The 17,060-nt window shown below is 51.2% G+C and carries 13 protein-coding genes; all 13 read left to right on the forward strand.

The window, feature by feature from the left end; all coding sequences use genetic code 11:
• The first annotated feature begins 51 nt into the window (after positions 1 to 51).
• The 13 genes from ACO0LM_RS07460 (at position 52) to ACO0LM_RS07520 (ending at position 17,008) form a co-directional block, all read left to right on the forward strand.
• The gene (locus tag ACO0LM_RS07460) at positions 52 to 2,166 is read left to right on the forward strand and encodes a TonB-dependent receptor family protein (protein ID WP_423035752.1); all 2,115 of its coding nucleotides are present in this window, start codon (positions 52 to 54) and stop codon (positions 2,164 to 2,166) included.
• A gap of 385 nt (positions 2,167 to 2,551) precedes the next feature.
• On the forward strand, positions 2,552 to 2,896 hold the full coding sequence (locus tag ACO0LM_RS07465) for a hypothetical protein (RefSeq protein ID WP_423035754.1): 345 nt from the start codon (positions 2,552 to 2,554) through the stop codon (positions 2,894 to 2,896).
• Positions 2,897 to 3,057: 161 nt separating this feature from the next.
• Positions 3,058 to 3,756 (forward strand): transposase, encoded by a 699-nt coding sequence (locus ACO0LM_RS07470; protein ID WP_423035756.1) that lies wholly within the window; start codon positions 3,058 to 3,060, stop codon positions 3,754 to 3,756.
• Positions 3,757 to 4,134: 378 nt separating this feature from the next.
• Entirely contained in the window at positions 4,135 to 8,823 is a 4,689-nt protein-coding gene (locus ACO0LM_RS07475) for a glutamate synthase-related protein (RefSeq protein ID WP_423035758.1), read from the forward strand.
• 106 nt (positions 8,824 to 8,929) lie between these two features.
• Positions 8,930 to 10,393, forward strand: coding sequence for a glutamate synthase subunit beta (locus ACO0LM_RS07480; RefSeq protein WP_423035760.1), 1,464 nt, complete (start codon positions 8,930 to 8,932; stop codon positions 10,391 to 10,393).
• 467 nt (positions 10,394 to 10,860) lie between these two features.
• Entirely contained in the window at positions 10,861 to 11,664 is an 804-nt protein-coding gene (locus tag ACO0LM_RS07485) for an ABC transporter ATP-binding protein (RefSeq protein ID WP_423035762.1), read from the forward strand.
• The gene (gene mlaE, locus ACO0LM_RS07490) at positions 11,661 to 12,431 is read left to right on the forward strand and encodes a lipid asymmetry maintenance ABC transporter permease subunit MlaE (protein WP_422983299.1); all 771 of its coding nucleotides are present in this window, start codon (positions 11,661 to 11,663) and stop codon (positions 12,429 to 12,431) included. Before ACO0LM_RS07485 ends, mlaE begins: the two co-directional genes overlap by 4 nt.
• Before the next feature lie 204 nt (positions 12,432 to 12,635).
• Positions 12,636 to 13,115: an outer membrane lipid asymmetry maintenance protein MlaD gene (mlaD, locus tag ACO0LM_RS07495; protein ID WP_422983297.1), complete on the forward strand. Its 480-nt coding sequence runs from the start codon at positions 12,636 to 12,638 to the stop codon at positions 13,113 to 13,115.
• Positions 13,112 to 13,894, forward strand: coding sequence for an MlaA family lipoprotein (locus ACO0LM_RS07500; RefSeq protein WP_422983295.1), 783 nt, complete (start codon positions 13,112 to 13,114; stop codon positions 13,892 to 13,894). Before mlaD ends, ACO0LM_RS07500 begins: the two co-directional genes overlap by 4 nt.
• Before the next feature lie 139 nt (positions 13,895 to 14,033).
• Positions 14,034 to 14,681, forward strand: coding sequence for an MlaC/ttg2D family ABC transporter substrate-binding protein (locus ACO0LM_RS07505; protein WP_423035764.1), 648 nt, complete (start codon positions 14,034 to 14,036; stop codon positions 14,679 to 14,681).
• Between the two features lie 15 nt (positions 14,682 to 14,696).
• Positions 14,697 to 14,972 (forward strand): STAS domain-containing protein, encoded by a 276-nt coding sequence (locus tag ACO0LM_RS07510; protein ID WP_423035766.1) that lies wholly within the window; start codon positions 14,697 to 14,699, stop codon positions 14,970 to 14,972.
• Between the two features lie 354 nt (positions 14,973 to 15,326).
• Complete coding sequence (locus ACO0LM_RS07515; RefSeq protein WP_422983288.1) at positions 15,327 to 16,247, forward strand: ABC transporter ATP-binding protein; 921 nt, start codon at positions 15,327 to 15,329, stop codon at positions 16,245 to 16,247.
• Between the two features lie 5 nt (positions 16,248 to 16,252).
• Positions 16,253 to 17,008, forward strand: coding sequence for an ABC transporter permease (locus tag ACO0LM_RS07520; RefSeq protein ID WP_423035868.1), 756 nt, complete (start codon positions 16,253 to 16,255; stop codon positions 17,006 to 17,008).
• The last annotated feature ends 52 nt before the right edge of the window (positions 17,009 to 17,060 follow it).

The raw sequence follows: 17,060 nt of genomic DNA on the forward strand, positions 1-17,060 counted from the left end.
TGCTACTGTTTGCATGCCGCTTGGTCTGAATACCTGAAGCAAAGAAGATATATGCATAAAAAAAGAGTTTTTCTGGGGCTGAGCCTGCTTGCGCAATGTAGCCTCATTAGCCTGGTACCGGCATATGCAGAGACGCCGGGTGATGTCGTAGTCATCAGTGGCAGTCGTGTCGAACGCAGCAGCTTTGATCTGGCGGCTGCGATTGATGTCGTTGACGATATCCGCATGGGCGAGGCGCAGATGCGTGTCAATCTGTCTGAGGCGCTGGTATCGGTGCCTGGCCTGGTGGTATCGAACCGGCAGAATTATGCGCAAGATCTGCAAATATCTTCCCGTGGTTTTGGTGCACGCTCTGCCTTTGGCGTTCGTGGCATGCGTTTGATCAGCGACGGCATCCCAGCCACCATGCCTGACGGTCAGGGGCAGGCGGCCACGTTTAACCTTGATGTCGCCAGTCGCATCGAGGTCTTGCGCGGCCCGCTTGCCGCCATCTACGGTAATCATTCTGGTGGTGTGATGCAGTTGCTGACCAAAACCGGTAAAGGCCCGGCTTCGGTTGAGCTTAACCTGCTCAGTGGCAGTGATGGCGTTGGCAAGATTGATGTCAACGCGCAGGGGGAAAGTGCAGGCATTGCCTATGTGGTGGATAGCTCGCGTTTTCAGACTAGCGGATATCGACAGCATAGTGCCGCAAAACGCGAGGCTAATTTCGCCAAGATAGCGCTGGTCCCATGGGAGAAGAGCAAGCTGACACTGGTGGCAAACAGGCTGGTCCAGGAGGATACCCAGGACCCGCTGGGCGTGCAATGGCTGACATTTCTGAATAATCCACGCCAGGCGGAAATTGACAGTTCTGACACGCAAAATCCAAAGCGCTCATTTGCCGAACGTTACAACACCCGCAAAAGTATCAATCATGTGCAATTCGGGCTGACCTATGAACAACTGATGGATAGCGGTCGCTTGCGGCTCAGCTTGTATGACGGTGACCGTCAGGTGAGTCAGTACCAGGCGTTTTCCAAGGCGTTTCAGGCAACTGCCAGCCAGTCGGGTGGCGTGGTTGATTTTGACCGGCATTTTTACGGCGCAGAAGTTAACTGGCTTACTACCACTGAATTGGCTGGCGGCGTGTTGATCACGACACTGGGATTGGAGTACGCAAGATCCAGCGACAAACGCCAGGGGTTTGAAAATTTTATCCTTGCGCAGTATGGCGTGAAAGGTAATTTGCGACGTGATGAACAAGATATCGTCACCAGCCTTGACCCCTATTTGCAAACGGAATGGGTGGCTGGACCGTGGCGATTCAGTGCGGGCTTGCGACGCAATCAGCTTGATATCCGGGTACATGATTATTTTCTGGCGAATGGCAATGACAGCGGTAGCCTGAGCTATGCGAAAACCACGCAATTTGCCGGGCTATTGTATAAATGGAACCCCAATCTGAACCTGTATGCCAGTGTGGCGCGTGGCATGGAAAGCCCTACGCTGAATGAGTTATTTTATTCAGGCAGTGGTAGTGGATTTAATTTTAATTTGCGGGCGGCACAAAATACCCAGATGGAAGCTGGAGCAAAAGCCATCTTGCCGGGTGGTGCAAGATTGAACGCGGCCGTTTTCCAGGTGCGCAGCACCGATGAACTGGTGGTTGACACAGCCGTCGGCGGGCGAACCAGTTACCGGAATGCCGCCAGGACTTTGCGCCAGGGGGTGGAAGTGGCGCTGGACTGGTCCTGGCGCAATGGTGTCAGTGCGCGGTTTTCCGGCACGGCTTTACGGGCAATCTATGACCAAGCCTATGGAGCGATTGCGGCAGGTAACAGCTTGCCAGGTGTGCCAAATACCAACTGGTATGGCGAACTTGCATGGCACGCCCAGGATGAGCGTTTTAATGTGGGACTGGAAATGCTCGGTAGCGGCAAGTTATATGTCGAAGACAGCAATAAAGAGACAGCTGCGCCGGCTTATGCCATTGCCAATTTCCGCATTGGTGCCAGACAAGATGCTGGTGCCTGGCGCTTCAAGGAATTTTTGCGTGTGAATAATTTATCGGATAAGACGTATGTCGGCTCGGTGATCGTCGCTGATACAAACCGGCGGTTTTACGAAGCAGCCCTGGGGCGTAACTGGCTGCTGGGCGCAAGCATCCAGATGACGTTTTATTAATACAATCTTTGCAAGCACAGGCAGCGATACTGTCCCCTGTTATTGACGGCAGGATGTGGGCAACGTAAATCTGGTCAAGCAGAACAAGTAAGCTGGATGTGAAGCTGTTGACGTGCTTTTTCGACATCTGCCCTGATAAGCCGAAGTGAAAAAACGCCTTGTTAGTTGACTTTCTATTTGTTACAGATTGTTAAAGAAAAATGGCAAAAAGCCTGTTTTTTACGCAAAAACAGGCTTTTTTATTGTTTTTTTATAAAAAATATGAAAAAAATCTGGTCTTATGTAACGTTCCATGTCAACTGAACTGCAAGTCGAATCGTTTTGGACTAAAGAATCTTTGCTGACTACTTCCATTAAGCAAAGTTTCACTTACAGGAGTCAGAAAATGATTTACGAAATACTGGTTCGCCCCTCGGACAATAGCAAGAAGATGACGTCAGATCATTTGATCTGGATAGAAAGCGACATGACTACCCGTTCTTTCGAGAACTGGCTGCGCGAAAGATCCTTGCTGGACGGTAGCGGCCATGCGCCTGTAGCGCGCTGGAGTATCGTACAGACGCAGCGTGCTGCGCATTTTAAACTGGCTACGCAAGCCAAGGCCCTGAAAAGCCGTATTTCCGAATTGATGACCGGTGTACCGGAAGTTGTCGCCGTACCAGATGCGAAACGTGCACTGAAAGTGTTCCGCCTGAAGAGTCCAGCAACGCCACAGTTGATCGCAGCCTGATTTTAGTACGGTCTGACCTCAGTCAGATCGCCGGCTGAAGTCTGGCGTGCTTGTCAAAATATATTGCCCTGATCCTGCGTCAGGGCAATATATTTTGACAAGCACGCCTTGGGCAAGCACAATCCAGTCTCTTTTTCGGATTGCACCTTGCTTGCCCTGCCATGGCCAGATTAGCCCGACTTGTTATCCCACATCAGCAACATCATGTCATCCAGCGTGGAAACGCTGGTGCCATGGTTTTTATTGATGCGGAAGATTACACAGCCTTTCTCGATTGGCTGAAGCAGGCGGCTAGCCTGTTTGATGTCGCTATCCACGCCTATGCCTTATTACCCGATCACCTGCATTTGCTGCTGACGCCAGGTGATGAAACCGGTCTGGGCAAGATGATGCAATGGCTGGGGCGGCACTATGTCCCCTATTTTAATCGCAAATACCAGCGCAGTGGCACCTTGTGGCAAGGGCGTTACCGGGCCACGGTGATCGAATCTGCCGCTTACTTCATACCCTGCAGTATTTATATAGAAAGCAACCCCCAGCGGGCTGGGCTGGTGGCGGATTTGCTGGATTACACCTGGTCCAGTTACCGTCATCACATAGGTCTGCATATCGATCCGCTGATCACAGATCACAGCACCTATTGGGCTTTAGGCAATACGCCGTTTCAACGCGAAGCTGCGTATCGCGAAGGGATGGAGCAGGGCTTGTCCAGCCAGCAGATTATGGAAATTACCCAGGCAACTTCCAAAGCCTGGATGCTGGGTTCATCCCGTTTCAAGATAGAGATGAGTAAACTGACTGAAAGACGGGTAGAGCCGATCAAGCGTGGCCGCCCCCGCAAAGCTGCCGTTAATTCCTGAACGCCATCATCCAGCAAGACTCAAGCCATCCAGTTTGAAATCCAAAAATTATCGAAATGCTTGTAAATTTCTCTTTGTTTACTATGTCCCCAATTAAATAAATTTGTGAATTTGCTTAATTAAATTTGACACTGACCCTAAATAAACTTGTTGAATAATCTTTTGCACCGCAGTATTCTCTCCCTTAGTCCTTTTCAGGATTTACGCAAAACTGTTTAAGAACCTTGTCTTTATGCCTGTAAGTCGCTTGCCAGCGAATTTCCAACAGACACCCGAGCTTGATCGACCCCCTGGGTTGGCTGTCACGGTCCCGGGTTTGAACAGGTGATAGCAGTTTTGCGTAAGTGCTGAATTTAAATTTGTTTTCCGGAGATCACTATGCATGCTCAAGGTTTATACGACCCATCCAATGAACACGATGCCTGTGGCGTCGGTTTTGTTGCCCACATCAAAGGCAAAAAGACCCATGCCATCGTTGATCAGGGTTTGCTGATATTGAAAAACCTGGACCACAGGGGCGCCGTAGGTGCAGATGCCCTGATGGGTGATGGTGCCGGTATCCTGATCCAGATTCCTGACCAGTATTACCGTGAAGAGATGGCCAAGCAGGGCATCAGCTTGCCGCCGCCAGGTGAATACGGCGTTGGCATGATCTTCTTGCCTAAGGAGCATGCATCCCGTCTGGCCTGTGAGCAGGAAATCGAACGCGCCGTGCGCGCCGAAGGTCAGGTTGTACTGGGCTGGCGTGATGTGCCGGTGGACCGCGACATGCCGATGTCGCCGACCGTACGCGAAAAAGAACCCGTCATACGCCAGATTTTCATCGGTCGTGGCCCGGACATCATGGTGACCGATGCGCTGGAACGCAAGCTGTACATCATTCGCAAATCTGCGGTACATGCGATTGAAGCGCTGAAGCTGATCCACGGTAAAGAATACTTTGTTCCGTCGATGTCGGCCCGCACCATAGTGTACAAAGGCTTGCTGCTGGCGGATCAGGTTGGTGTCTACTATAAAGACTTGCAGGATGAGCGCTGTATTTCTGCGCTGGCGCTGGTGCATCAACGTTTCTCTACCAATACTTTCCCTGAATGGCCGCTGGCGCATCCTTACCGCATGATTGCGCATAATGGTGAAATCAATACAGTAAAAGGCAACTTCAACTGGATGCGCGCCCGCGAAGGCGTGATGAAATCCGCCGTGCTCGGTGATGATTTGCAAAAACTGTATCCGCTGATTTTTGAAGGCCAGTCCGACACAGCCAGTTTCGACAATGCGTTGGAACTGCTGGTGATGGCTGGTTACCCTATCGCCCAGGCAATGATGATGATGATCCCGGAAGCCTGGGAAAATCACACCATGATGGATGAAAACCGTCGCGCCTTCTACGAATACCATGCGGCCATGATGGAACCATGGGATGGCCCGGCTGCGATGGCATTTACCGATGGCCGCCAGATCGGTGGCACGCTGGATCGGAATGGCCTGCGTCCGGCACGTTACATCATCACCGATGATGATTTGGTAGTCATGGCATCCGAATCCGGTGTCTTGCCAATTCCTGAATCCAAGATCATCAAGAAATGGCGCCTGCAACCAGGCAAGATGTTCCTGATCGACCTGGAAGCAGGCCGCATCATCGACGACAAGGAAATCAAGGATACCTATGCCAATGCCAAGCCTTACAAGCAGTGGATACAATCGGTACGCATCAAGCTCAATGACCTGAAACCCGGAGCAGACAAGGCTGAATACAGCGCCAGCCTGCTGGACCGCCAGCAGGCATTCGGCTACACCCAGGAAGACCTGAAGTTCCTGATGGCACCGATGGCTATTGGCGGCGAGGAAGCAATCGGCTCCATGGGCAATGATTCTTCACTGGCCGTCATGTCGAACAAGCTGAAGCCCCTGTACAACTACTTCAAGCAATTGTTTGCCCAGGTGACCAACCCGCCTATCGATCCTATCCGTGAAGCCATGGTGATGTCGCTGGTATCCTTCATCGGCCCCAAGCCGAATCTGCTGGATACCAATAACATCAATCCACCTATGCGCCTGGAAGTGTCGCAGCCTATCCTGGATTTTGCCGATATCGCCAAGTTGCGTAACATCAGCGCGAATACCGGTGGCAAGTTCCAGTCGTATGAACTGGACATCTGCTATCCGGTGGCATGGGGCAAGGATGGCATTGAAGCGCGTCTGGCTTCCATCTGTGCTGAAGTCGTGGATGCGGTCAAGTCTGGCCATAACATCATGATCATCACTGATCGCAAGATGGATGCCAACTATGTGGCGATTCCAGCATTGTTAGCAACATCGACCGTGCATCAACACCTGGTCAGCAAGGGCTTGCGTACCACCACTGGCCTGGTAGTGGAAACCGGCTCTGCCCGTGAAACCCATCACTTCGCCTTGCTGGCAGGGTATGGTGCAGAGGCAGTTCATCCTTACCTGGCGATGCAGACACTGGCAGACATGGCGAAAGACCTGTCCGGCGATTTGTCGGCAGAAAAAGCCATCTACAACTACACCAAGGCAATTGGCAAAGGCTTGATGAAAGTCATGTCCAAGATGGGTATTTCCACCTATATGTCTTACTGTGGCGCGCAGATTTTTGAAGCCATCGGTTTGAACAAATCACTGGTGGACAAATACTTCAAGGGCACTGCCTCGAATGTTGAAGGTATAGGCGTGTTCGAAGTGGCAGAAGAAGCCCTGCGTTTGCACAAACTGGCTTTCAGCAGCGACCCGGTATTGGAAAATGCACTCGACGCCGGTGGCGAATATGCATACCGCGTGCGTGGTGAAGACCATATGTGGACACCGGATGCGATTGCCAAACTCCAGCATTCCACCCGTTCCAACAACTACAATTCGTACAAGGAATACGCCCAGATCATCAATGATCAAAGCAAGCGTCACATGACTTTGCGTGGCCTGTTTGAATTCAAGATCGATCCAGCCAAGGCCATCCCGCTGGACCAGGTAGAACCAGCCAAGGAAATCGTCAAACGCTTTGCGACTGGCGCTATGTCCCTGGGTTCCATCAGTACGGAAGCACATGCCACACTGGCAGTGGCGATGAACCGCATAGGCGGTAAATCAAATACCGGTGAAGGTGGTGAGGACCCGGCGCGTTATCAGCAAGAACTGAAAGGCATCCCGATCAAGCAGGGCCAGACCCTGGCTTCGGTGGTCGGCAAAGACCAGATCGAAGTCGATATTCCCTTGCTGGACGGTGATTCGCTGCGTTCCAAAATCAAGCAGGTAGCATCGGGCCGCTTTGGTGTGACGGCAGAATACCTGAGTTCGGCCGACCAGATACAGATCAAGATGGCGCAAGGTGCCAAGCCGGGCGAAGGCGGTCAGTTGCCAGGCCACAAAGTGTCTGAGTACATTGCCAAACTGCGTTTCTCGGTACCTGGCGTGGGCTTGATTTCGCCGCCGCCACACCATGATATTTATTCGATCGAAGATCTGGCGCAACTGATTCATGATTTGAAAAACGTGAATCCTAAAGCGTCGATTTCGGTCAAGCTGGTATCTGAAGTGGGGGTCGGCACGATTGCTGCCGGTGTCTCCAAGGCCAAGGCTGATCATGTGGTGATCGCTGGTCATGACGGCGGTACAGGTGCATCGCCTTTGTCGTCCATCAAGCATGCCGGTACACCATGGGAACTGGGTTTGTCTGAAACCCAGCAAACACTGGTCTTGAATGGCTTGCGTGGCCGTGTCCGGGTACAGGCTGATGGTCAGATGAAAACCGGCCGTGACGTCGCGATTGCCGCCATGCTGGGTGCCGACGAAATCGGTTTTGCGACTGCACCGCTGGTGGTTGAAGGCTGCATCATGATGCGCAAATGCCATCTGAATACTTGCCCGGTCGGTGTCGCTACACAAGACCCGGTATTGCGCGCCAAGTTTTCTGGCAAACCTGAGTATGTCGTGAATTACTTCTTCTTCGTTGCTGAAGAGCTGCGTCAGATCATGGCGCAACTGGGTATCCGCACGTATGACGATTTGATCGGCCGTGTTGATTTGCTCGACAAATCCAAGGCTGTCGGTCACTGGAAAGCAAAGGGACTGGACTTTAGCCGCATTTTCCATCAGCCAGAAGTGGCGGAAGGGGCTGCAATACGGCATATTGATGTGCAGGATCACGGTCTGGAAAAAGCGCTGGATAACAAGTTGATTTCCCAGGCAAGAATTGCCCTGGAAAGCGGTGAAAAAGTGTCCTTTATCTCACCTATCAAGAACCTTAACCGTACTGTCGGCACCATGCTGTCCGGTGAAGTGGCGAAAAAATATGGCCATGCCGGTTTGCCGGATGACACCATCCATATCCAGTTGCAGGGTACGGCGGGGCAGTCTGCTGGTGCCTTCCTGGCGCATGGCGTGACCCTTGACCTGGTGGGTGAGGGCAATGACTACGTCGGCAAAGGTTTGTCCGGTGGTCGTATCATCATCCGCCCGAATACTGAATTCCGTGGTTGGGCTGTCGATAACATCATCTGCGGCAATACCGTGCTGTACGGGGCGATTTCTGGTGAAGCCTTCATCAACGGCGTTGCCGGTGAACGTTTTGCGGTACGTAATTCCGGTGCGCTGGCAGTGGTTGAAGGAACCGGTGACCATGGTTGCGAATACATGACTGGCGGTACCGTCATCGTGCTGGGTGACACCGGCCGTAACTTTGCTGCCGGTATGTCGGGCGGTATCGCTTACGTGTATGACCCGGAAGGCGAGTTCGAAGCCAAATGCAATATGTCCATGGTAACACTGGAGCCAGTGCTGGCTGGTGATGTACAGGTGGCCACGCTGGATAAATCGATCTGGCATAGCCGCCTCAGCGGCGGTGAAAGAGAGACGGACGAAGCTATCTTGCGTAATCTGATCGAGCGTCATTTCAAACACACAGGCAGCACCCGTTCCCGCAACCTGCTGGACGACTGGGCGCGCAGCCGTGCCAAGTTCGTCAAGGTATTCCCTACCGAATACAAGCGCGCACTGGGTGAAATGTATGCGGCCAAACAAGCCGCAGCCAAAAAGGAAAAAGTCGCCGCATAGGCTGGATGATCGCGCCGCAGCCTGGCTGCGGTGGCGTCTCCGTGTGCTGTTCAGACTATTCAGATTAAGACAGGGCAGATGCCCGCAACGATATTGAGGTTAGAAAATGGGTAAAATTACCGGCTTCATGGAATACAAACGCTTGCAGGAAGCAAGCGAGGCACCACAGTCACGTAAAAAGCATTACAAAGAATTTTTGGTGCATCTTGATGATGGCCAGGCCAAGGTGCAGGCAGCGCGCTGCATGGATTGCGGCATTCCTTTCTGTAATAACGGCTGTCCAGTGAATAACATCATTCCCGACTGGAATGATCTGGTCTTCAACGGCAATTACAAACTGGCGCTGGATACGCTGCATTCCACCAATAACTTCCCGGAATTTACTGGCCGCATCTGCCCTGCACCTTGCGAATCCGCCTGTACCCTGGGTATCAATAGTGATGCAGTAGGTATCAAGTCGATCGAACATTTCATCATTGACAAAGGCTGGGAAAACGGCTGGGTCGTGCCACAAGTGCCTTCCATCAAGACCGGCAAGAAAATCGCCGTGGTTGGCTCTGGTCCTGCAGGCATGGCAGCGGCGCAGCAATTGGCACGCGTCGGTCATGATGTGACCGTATTTGAAAAGAATGATCGCGTTGGTGGCTTGCTGCGTTATGGCATTCCTGATTTCAAGATGGAAAAATCGCATATCGACCGCCGTGTCGACCAGATGAAAGCAGAGGGCGTGATTTTCCGCACCAGTGTGTTTGTCGGCAAGGATTTCCCGGCCACCGTCACCAACTGGGCCAAGGAAACCGTCTCGCCTGAACAACTGCAAAAAGAATTTGATGCGGTCATCATTGCCGGTGGTGCAGAAACCCCGCGTGATTTGCCGGTGCCTGGCCGTGAACTGAAAGGCGTGCACTTCGCCATGGACTTTTTGCCCTTGCAGAACAAGGTCAATGCGGGTGACAAGGTCAAAGACCAGATCATGGCCAGTGGCAAGCATGTCGTGGTGATTGGTGGTGGTGATACCGGTTCGGATTGCGTTGGAACCTCGAACCGCCATGGTGCCAAATCGGTTGCCCAGTTTGAACTGATGCCACAACCACCGGAACAGGAAAACAAACCCATGGTCTGGCCTTATTGGCCAACCAAATTGCGTACCTCTTCTTCCCATGAAGAAGGGTGCGAGCGTGACTGGGCGGTTGCCACCAAACGTCTGGAAGGCAAGGGCGGCAAGGTTGATAAGCTGATCGCCTGCCGCGTTGAATGGAAAGATGGCAAGATGCAGGAAGTGCCGGATTCCGAATTTGAAATGAAGGCTGACCTGGTCTTGCTGGCCATGGGCTTTGTTTCACCAGTCCAGCAGGTGCTGGATGCTTTCGGTGTCGATAAGGACGCGCGTGGCAATGCCAAGGCAACGACAGATGGTGCTGGCTGCTACAAAACCAATGTCGACAAAGTGTATGCGGCAGGTGATATGCGTCGTGGCCAGTCGCTGGTTGTATGGGCGATCCGTGAAGGCCGTCAGTGTGCACGCGAAGTGGATGTCTTCCTGATGGGTGATTCGGTACTGCCACGTTAATCTGCATCGGCTTGCCTGGCACCTTAGGTGCATATGGCTGGCATGACAAGACATAAGACAGGGAGCAGGCACGCAAGGCTTGCTCCCGCTTCATTTGTGCGCTATCAGAGTTACTGATTTGCGTTGTTATTGGCGCTTAATTGGCACTTATATTGCCCGGCATTGATCATGAACAAGCAGTTTTTGTGTATGCTTGGCGCTTAAACCAGACTATCAGAACAGTAAAGAACTTAATGAAAGAGTAAGTATTTGTAAATAACTGACTTCTTGTTCATTAAAAAATTTATTTTTTCACCCCTCATTTTCGAATAAAATTTTGAGATGGGTGACTTTGCTGTGTTTTGCGTGGATTTATTCAGTTATTCCGAATTTATCCTGAATAATTGTATTTTTGTCATAGTTGTCTGTACAACTCTCTTTGCTGTTCTGCATTACAATCTAGCTTTTACAAAACTATCTCCTCTGCTGTGCCAAATCTTGTAGAAATTCGTGATATCCATTTTGGGTATGGAGACCGGGTGATTTTGTCCGGGCTGCATATGGATTTTCCACGCGGTAAACTGATTGCCGTGATGGGTGGTTCTGGATCAGGTAAGACAACCATACTGCGTTTGATCGGTGGGCAGATTCGCGCCCAGCAAGGTAGTGTCAGCGTCAATGGACAGGAAATCAGCCGGCTTGATAATGATGGCTTGTATGCCATGCGCCGCAAAATGGGCATGCTGTTCCAGCATGGTGCCTTGTTCACTGATCTGAGCGTGTTTGATAACGTGGCTTTTCCCTTGCGCGAGCATACGGATCTGAGCGAGTCCATGATACGCGACCTGGTGTTGTTGAAATTGCAGGCCGTCGGTTTGCGCAATGCGGCAAGTCTGATGCCATCTGAAGTGTCGGGTGGTATGGCCAGGCGTGTAGCCCTGGCACGTGCCGTGGCGCTTGACCCGCAACTGATCATGTACGATGAACCATTTGCTGGTCTGGATCCGATTTCCATGGGGGTTGCTGCCAATTTGATACGGAACTTGAACGACGCATTGGGGTCTACATCCATTCTGGTTTCGCATGATGTGCATGAAACCTTTGCGATTGCGGATTATGTCTATTTCTTGTCCAAGGGCAAAATCGTCGCACAGGGTACGCCGGCAGAAATGCAGGTTTCGGATGATCCTTATGTCAGGCAGTTTGTGCATGCCGAGGCAGATGGTCCGGTTCCTTTTCATTATCCCGGCGCTTCCCTGCAGGATGATCTTGGACTGGAGAAGCGTGCATGATAATTGAAAAAATAGGCGGTGCTGTCAGATCGACTGTGGCTGATCTTGGCTATTCTGCACGCAGCTTTTTTTCTATCCTGAGTAATTGCCTGGGTTTGTGGCGCAGGCCACGCCTGGTGACAGACCAGATACATTTCATCGGCAATTATTCCATGCTGATCATTGCCGTATCCGGATTATTCATCGGTTTTGTGCTGGCTTACCAGGGGTATTATGTCCTGAACCGTTATGGTTCAGAAGAAGCCCTGGGTTTGCTGGTGGCATTGTCACTCACGCGTGAACTGGGCCCGGTGGTGACAGCATTGCTGTTTGCCGGACGTGCCGGTACGTCATTGACGGCAGAAATAGGCTTGATGAAGGCTGGTGAACAATTGGCCGCTATGGAAATGATGGCAGTCAACCCGATACAAAGGGTGCTGGCACCGCGTTTTCTGGCTGGCATTATTGCGATGCCGGTGTTGACATCGGTATTCAATGCGATGGGTATTATTGGTGGTTACATCGTCGGCGTGAAGCTGATCGGCGTTGATAATGGCGCGTTCTGGTCGCAGATGCAGGCTGGCGTAGAAATCTGGCAAGACATAGGCAATGGCGTCATCAAAAGTATCGTGTTTGGTTTCGCAGTCAGTTTTGTCGCCTTGTTTCAAGGTTATGAAGCACAGCCTACCCCTGAGGGGGTGGCACGTGCTACTACCAGGACGGTGGTTGTTTCTTCCTTGCTGGTGTTGTGTCTGGATTTCATACTGACAGCGTGGATGTTTCAATGATCGTGCATGACATGACGAAGAAACATGTAGCTTGTATATAGTAGATAGTAGACACGAGCAAATGTAAGCAACTAAGGTATATCTGAATTTTAAACATCGCCCGCCTGTAATGATGCACGGTTTCATTCATGCAGGCAGCGCATACGGATTGATTTGTTGATGCCTCGCTCAATGGCTGGCTAACAAAATGTAGGAAAAAAGAAAATGCAAAAAAAATCTCTGGATTTCTGGGTAGGTCTGTTTGTGGTGCTCGGCGCTCTGGCTTTGCTGTTCCTGGCGCTGAAGGCCGGTAACCTGAGCTCGCTCTCATTTGAGCAAACCTATTCCGTAACGGCACGTTTTGACAATATCGGTGGCCTTAAACCACGGGCGGCGGTGAAAAGCGCAGGTGTAGTGGTCGGTCGTGTCAGCCAAATCAAATTCGATGATAAAACCTTCCAGGCTACGGTCGTGATGGATCTGGAAAAACGCTATAAATTCCCGCAAAACTCGTCTATCAAGATTTTGACGGCAGGTTTGCTGGGCGAACAATACATAGGTCTGTCACCTGGCAGCGATGAAGAAAAAGTCCTGGTTGCCGGTGACAGAATTAAATATACACAGGATGCCATTGTGCTGGAAAACCTGATCAGCCAATTCCTGTTTAGTAAAGCCGCGGATGGCAATACGGAAGAGAAAAAATGAAATCCCAATCCCCATTCCCTGCATTCTCCGGGTTACGCAGACTGCTTCCCCTGTTATTGCTACTTACCAGCATCGTGTTGACAGGATGTAGCACGGTCACGGTAGAAAAGATCAAGGACAAGGCAGACCAAACCCTTGATGTACTGAGCACCAAGACCAATATCGGTAAAAACCCGCGTGATCCGCTTGAGGGTTTTAACCGTGCCATGTTCAGTTTCAATGACACCGTCGATCAGGCGATCGTCAAACCGGTGGCGGAAGGCTATCGCGCTGCTTTGCCGACGTTTGTGCAAACCGGTGTCGGTAACTTTTTCAGCAATATCGGCGATGTCTGGAATGCAGTGAACAATATATTGCAGGGCCGCGTCAATGATGGCGTCACTGATGTGATGCGCTTTGCGGTGAACACCACCTTTGGTATTGGTGGTTTGCTGGACATCGGCTCTGCTGCCGGTATGCCCAAGCACAATGAAGATTTTGGACAGACTTTGGGCAAATGGGGTGTCAAGTCCGGACCTTACCTGGTGTTACCGGTGTTGGGGCCATCAACGGTACGTGATGCGCTGGCGACCCCGGTTGATTTGAAAGGTGATTTGTGGACATACAAGCGGCCGGTCTACGTGAAAAACATAGGCACAGTGTTGCGCCTGGTGGATAAACGGGCATCGGTGCTGGATGCCGGCAGTTTGCTTGAAGAAGCGGCGCTGGATAAATATGTATTTTTCCGGGATGCCTATTTGCAACGTCGTGCAGGTCAGGTGAATCCTGACGACGATTAAAATTATTGTATTTGTGCAAATTATTTACCGGATCTGCTGATCTGGTGTGCACAAATTGTAAGAAATAATAACTGCCGTCAACCTGCTTGCAGGCTGGCAGGTTAACGCGATATGCATATCGCATAAAAAAGGAATAAAAATGAAGAATCTAATCACAAAAATAATTGCTCTGACCTTGCTTGGTGTGACCCTGTTCAGTGGTAATGCCATGGCGCAACAGGAAGCGCCAGATGTATTGATCAAGCGTCTCAGTCAGGAAATTCTGGATCTGGCCAAGAACGACAAGGAAATTCAGGCCGGTAATCAAAAACGTGTCTATGACATGGTGGAAAGCAAGATCCTGCCGTTTATCGACTTCCCGCGCATGACATCGCTGGCTGCCGGTAAAAGCTGGAAAGAAGCCACGCCTGAGCAGCAAAAGCAGCTGACTAATGAATTCCGTACCTTGTTGGTGTTCACTTACTCTGGCGCGATATCCCAGATCAAGGATCAGCGCGTGGAATTCAAGCCTATGCGTGCGGCTGCTGAAGACACTGAGGTGGAAGTGCGTTCCCAGGTGATCCAGGCCCGTGGCGAGCCTCTCCAGTTGAACTATCGCCTGGAAAAATTGCCGGCTGGTTGGAAAATTTTTGACATCAATGTACTCGGTGCCTGGTTGGTGGAAACCTATAAAGGCAGCTTTTCAGCAGAAATCACCAAGTCTGGTATCGATGGCCTGATCAAGACACTGTCTGAAAAAAATAAGAAACTGGCATCATCCGGCGCTGCCAAGGCTGCTGCAAAATAAGCTGACGAGGTATTTGTGTATAAAGTAACAGGCGATCTATGCCATGACAATGCCCCCGCAGCAGTGGCTGCGGGCTTGTCTGCGATTGCCTCCGGGCAATTAGCTTTTGATTTATCTGAATTGAGCAAGATAGATTCCAGTGCCGTGGTTGTCATGATTGAATGGCAACGTAACGCCTTGCAGCAAGGTAAAGAATTGCAATTCCAGGGACTGCCAGCCAGTCTGCTCAGCCTGATCGCTTTATATGGCCTGAGCGAACAGTTTCAGGTCACCGTTCCAGAACGACATTGACGCTTCTTAGAACCTGATTACGATCTGTAGCGAGCGTGCGTCAGCGGGGTAAGGGTAACAAAAGCGCAGCGCAAAAAGCGGAATGTACTGTAGTACATGAGCATTTTGAGCAGCACATGAGCCCAGCGCGGAATCCGATTGCGCGCGCGCAGTAAGATCGTAAACAGGTTCTTTTCTGGCGGCGTCGTGCTGCCAGTCACTGAAATGCACAGTACTTACCCCTGAAGCTGTGCCATTTCGGATCAAATCCGGAAAATCCCCTATAATCAAAGGTTTCGCCACCTGAATGGCGTTTAGCCCAAGCTTCCGATTCTTTCTACCCCTGATGAGCACGTAAAGTGCAAACAACGCCAGATGGCAGCCATACAAATTACCAATATACAAAAACGCTACCAGTCGCTACAAGCACTGGGCGGTGTTTCACTCACGGTTGAAGAAGGTGAGTTCTTCGGCTTGCTGGGCCCAAATGGTGCTGGCAAGACCACGCTGATTTCCATACTGGCGGGCCTGAACCGGGCTGATGCTGGCAATATCACTGTGCAAGGGCACGATGTAGTCAGTGATTATCGCAATGCGCGCAAGAAGCTTGGCGTGGTACCACAAGAACTGGTGTTTGATCCTTTCTTCACGGTACGTGAAACCTTGCGCATGCAATCCGGTTACTTTGGCCTGAAAAACAATGACAAATGGATAGACGAGGTGATGGAAAACCTCGACCTGACCAATAAGGCCGACACCAATATGCGTGCCCTGTCCGGCGGCATGAAGCGCCGGGTGCTGGTGGCACAGGCACTGGTGCATAAGCCACCCGTCATCGTGCTGGATGAACCGACTGCGGGTGTGGATGTCGAATTGCGTCAGACCCTGTGGCAATTCATCGCCCGCCTGAACCGCGAAGGCCATACGGTCGTGTTGACCACCCATTACCTGGAAGAGGCGCAGGCCCTGTGCAATCGCATCGCCATGCTGAAACTGGGCCAGGTAGTGGCGCTGGACAGTACGGCCAACCTGATCAAACGCATTTCTGGCTCGCAGTTGCGGATTACGCTGGCGGCCAGTGGTGTGGTTGCGCTGCCCGTCAGCCTGCGCGACAAAGTCATTACCCATGAAACACCGTCTGACCCGCGTTCGTTTGCCCTGCGTGTGACGGACTACAACCAGGTCGAAGGCATGCTGGCAGCTTTCCGTGCTGATGCTTGTGTCATAGAAGATATGCATTTACTGCAAGCCGATCTGGAAGATGTCTTCCTGCAAATCATGGAGGGCTCCAAATGAGCAGCATGACGGGCTTTAATACCCTGTTCTACAAGGAAGTTTTGCGTTTCTGGAAGGTAGCTACCCAGACCATTACTGCACCTATCATGACGGCTTTGCTGTATCTGCTGATATTCGGCCACGTGCTGGAAGAACATGTACAGGTGTATCCGGGCGTAAAATACACGGCTTTCCTGGTGCCGGGCCTGGTGATGATGAGTGTTCTGCAAAATGCCTTTGCAAATTCTTCGTCGTCGCTGATACAGTCCAAGATCACAGGTAATCTGGTGTTTATTTTATTGCCACCCTTGTCGCACTGGGAAATATTCAGTGCCTATGTACTGGCGGCCATTCTGCGCGGTATTGCCGTTGGTGCTGGCGTTTTCATCGTGACAGCCTGGTTTGCCGACCTGCATTTTGTTGCGCCCTGGTGGATAGTGATTTTTGCCTTCCTTGGTGCCGCCATGTTGGGTACTATGGGTCTGATTGCCGGTATCTGGGCAGAAAAATTTGATCAGCTCGCGGCTTTTCAAAATTTTTTGATCATGCCTGCCACTTTCCTGTCAGGCGTGTTTTATTCCATACATTCCCTGCCTGGTATCTGGCAAAGCATTTCGCGCTTCAACCCGTTTTTCTACATGATAGACGGCTTCCGCTTTGGTTTCTTCGGCAAGTCCGATGTTGATCCTTTGCTTAGTTTGATGATTGTTTGCGTGTTCTCGGTTTTGTTGGCAAGCATCGCCATCAATATGTTAAAACGTGGATATAAGTTGAGACACTGAGTACCAAACTGAATGCCACACTGAATACCGCATTACCTACAACACCAATTGC

This window comes from Undibacterium sp. Di26W (assembly GCF_049340265.1).
Lineage (GTDB): Bacteria > Pseudomonadota > Gammaproteobacteria > Burkholderiales > Burkholderiaceae_D > Undibacterium.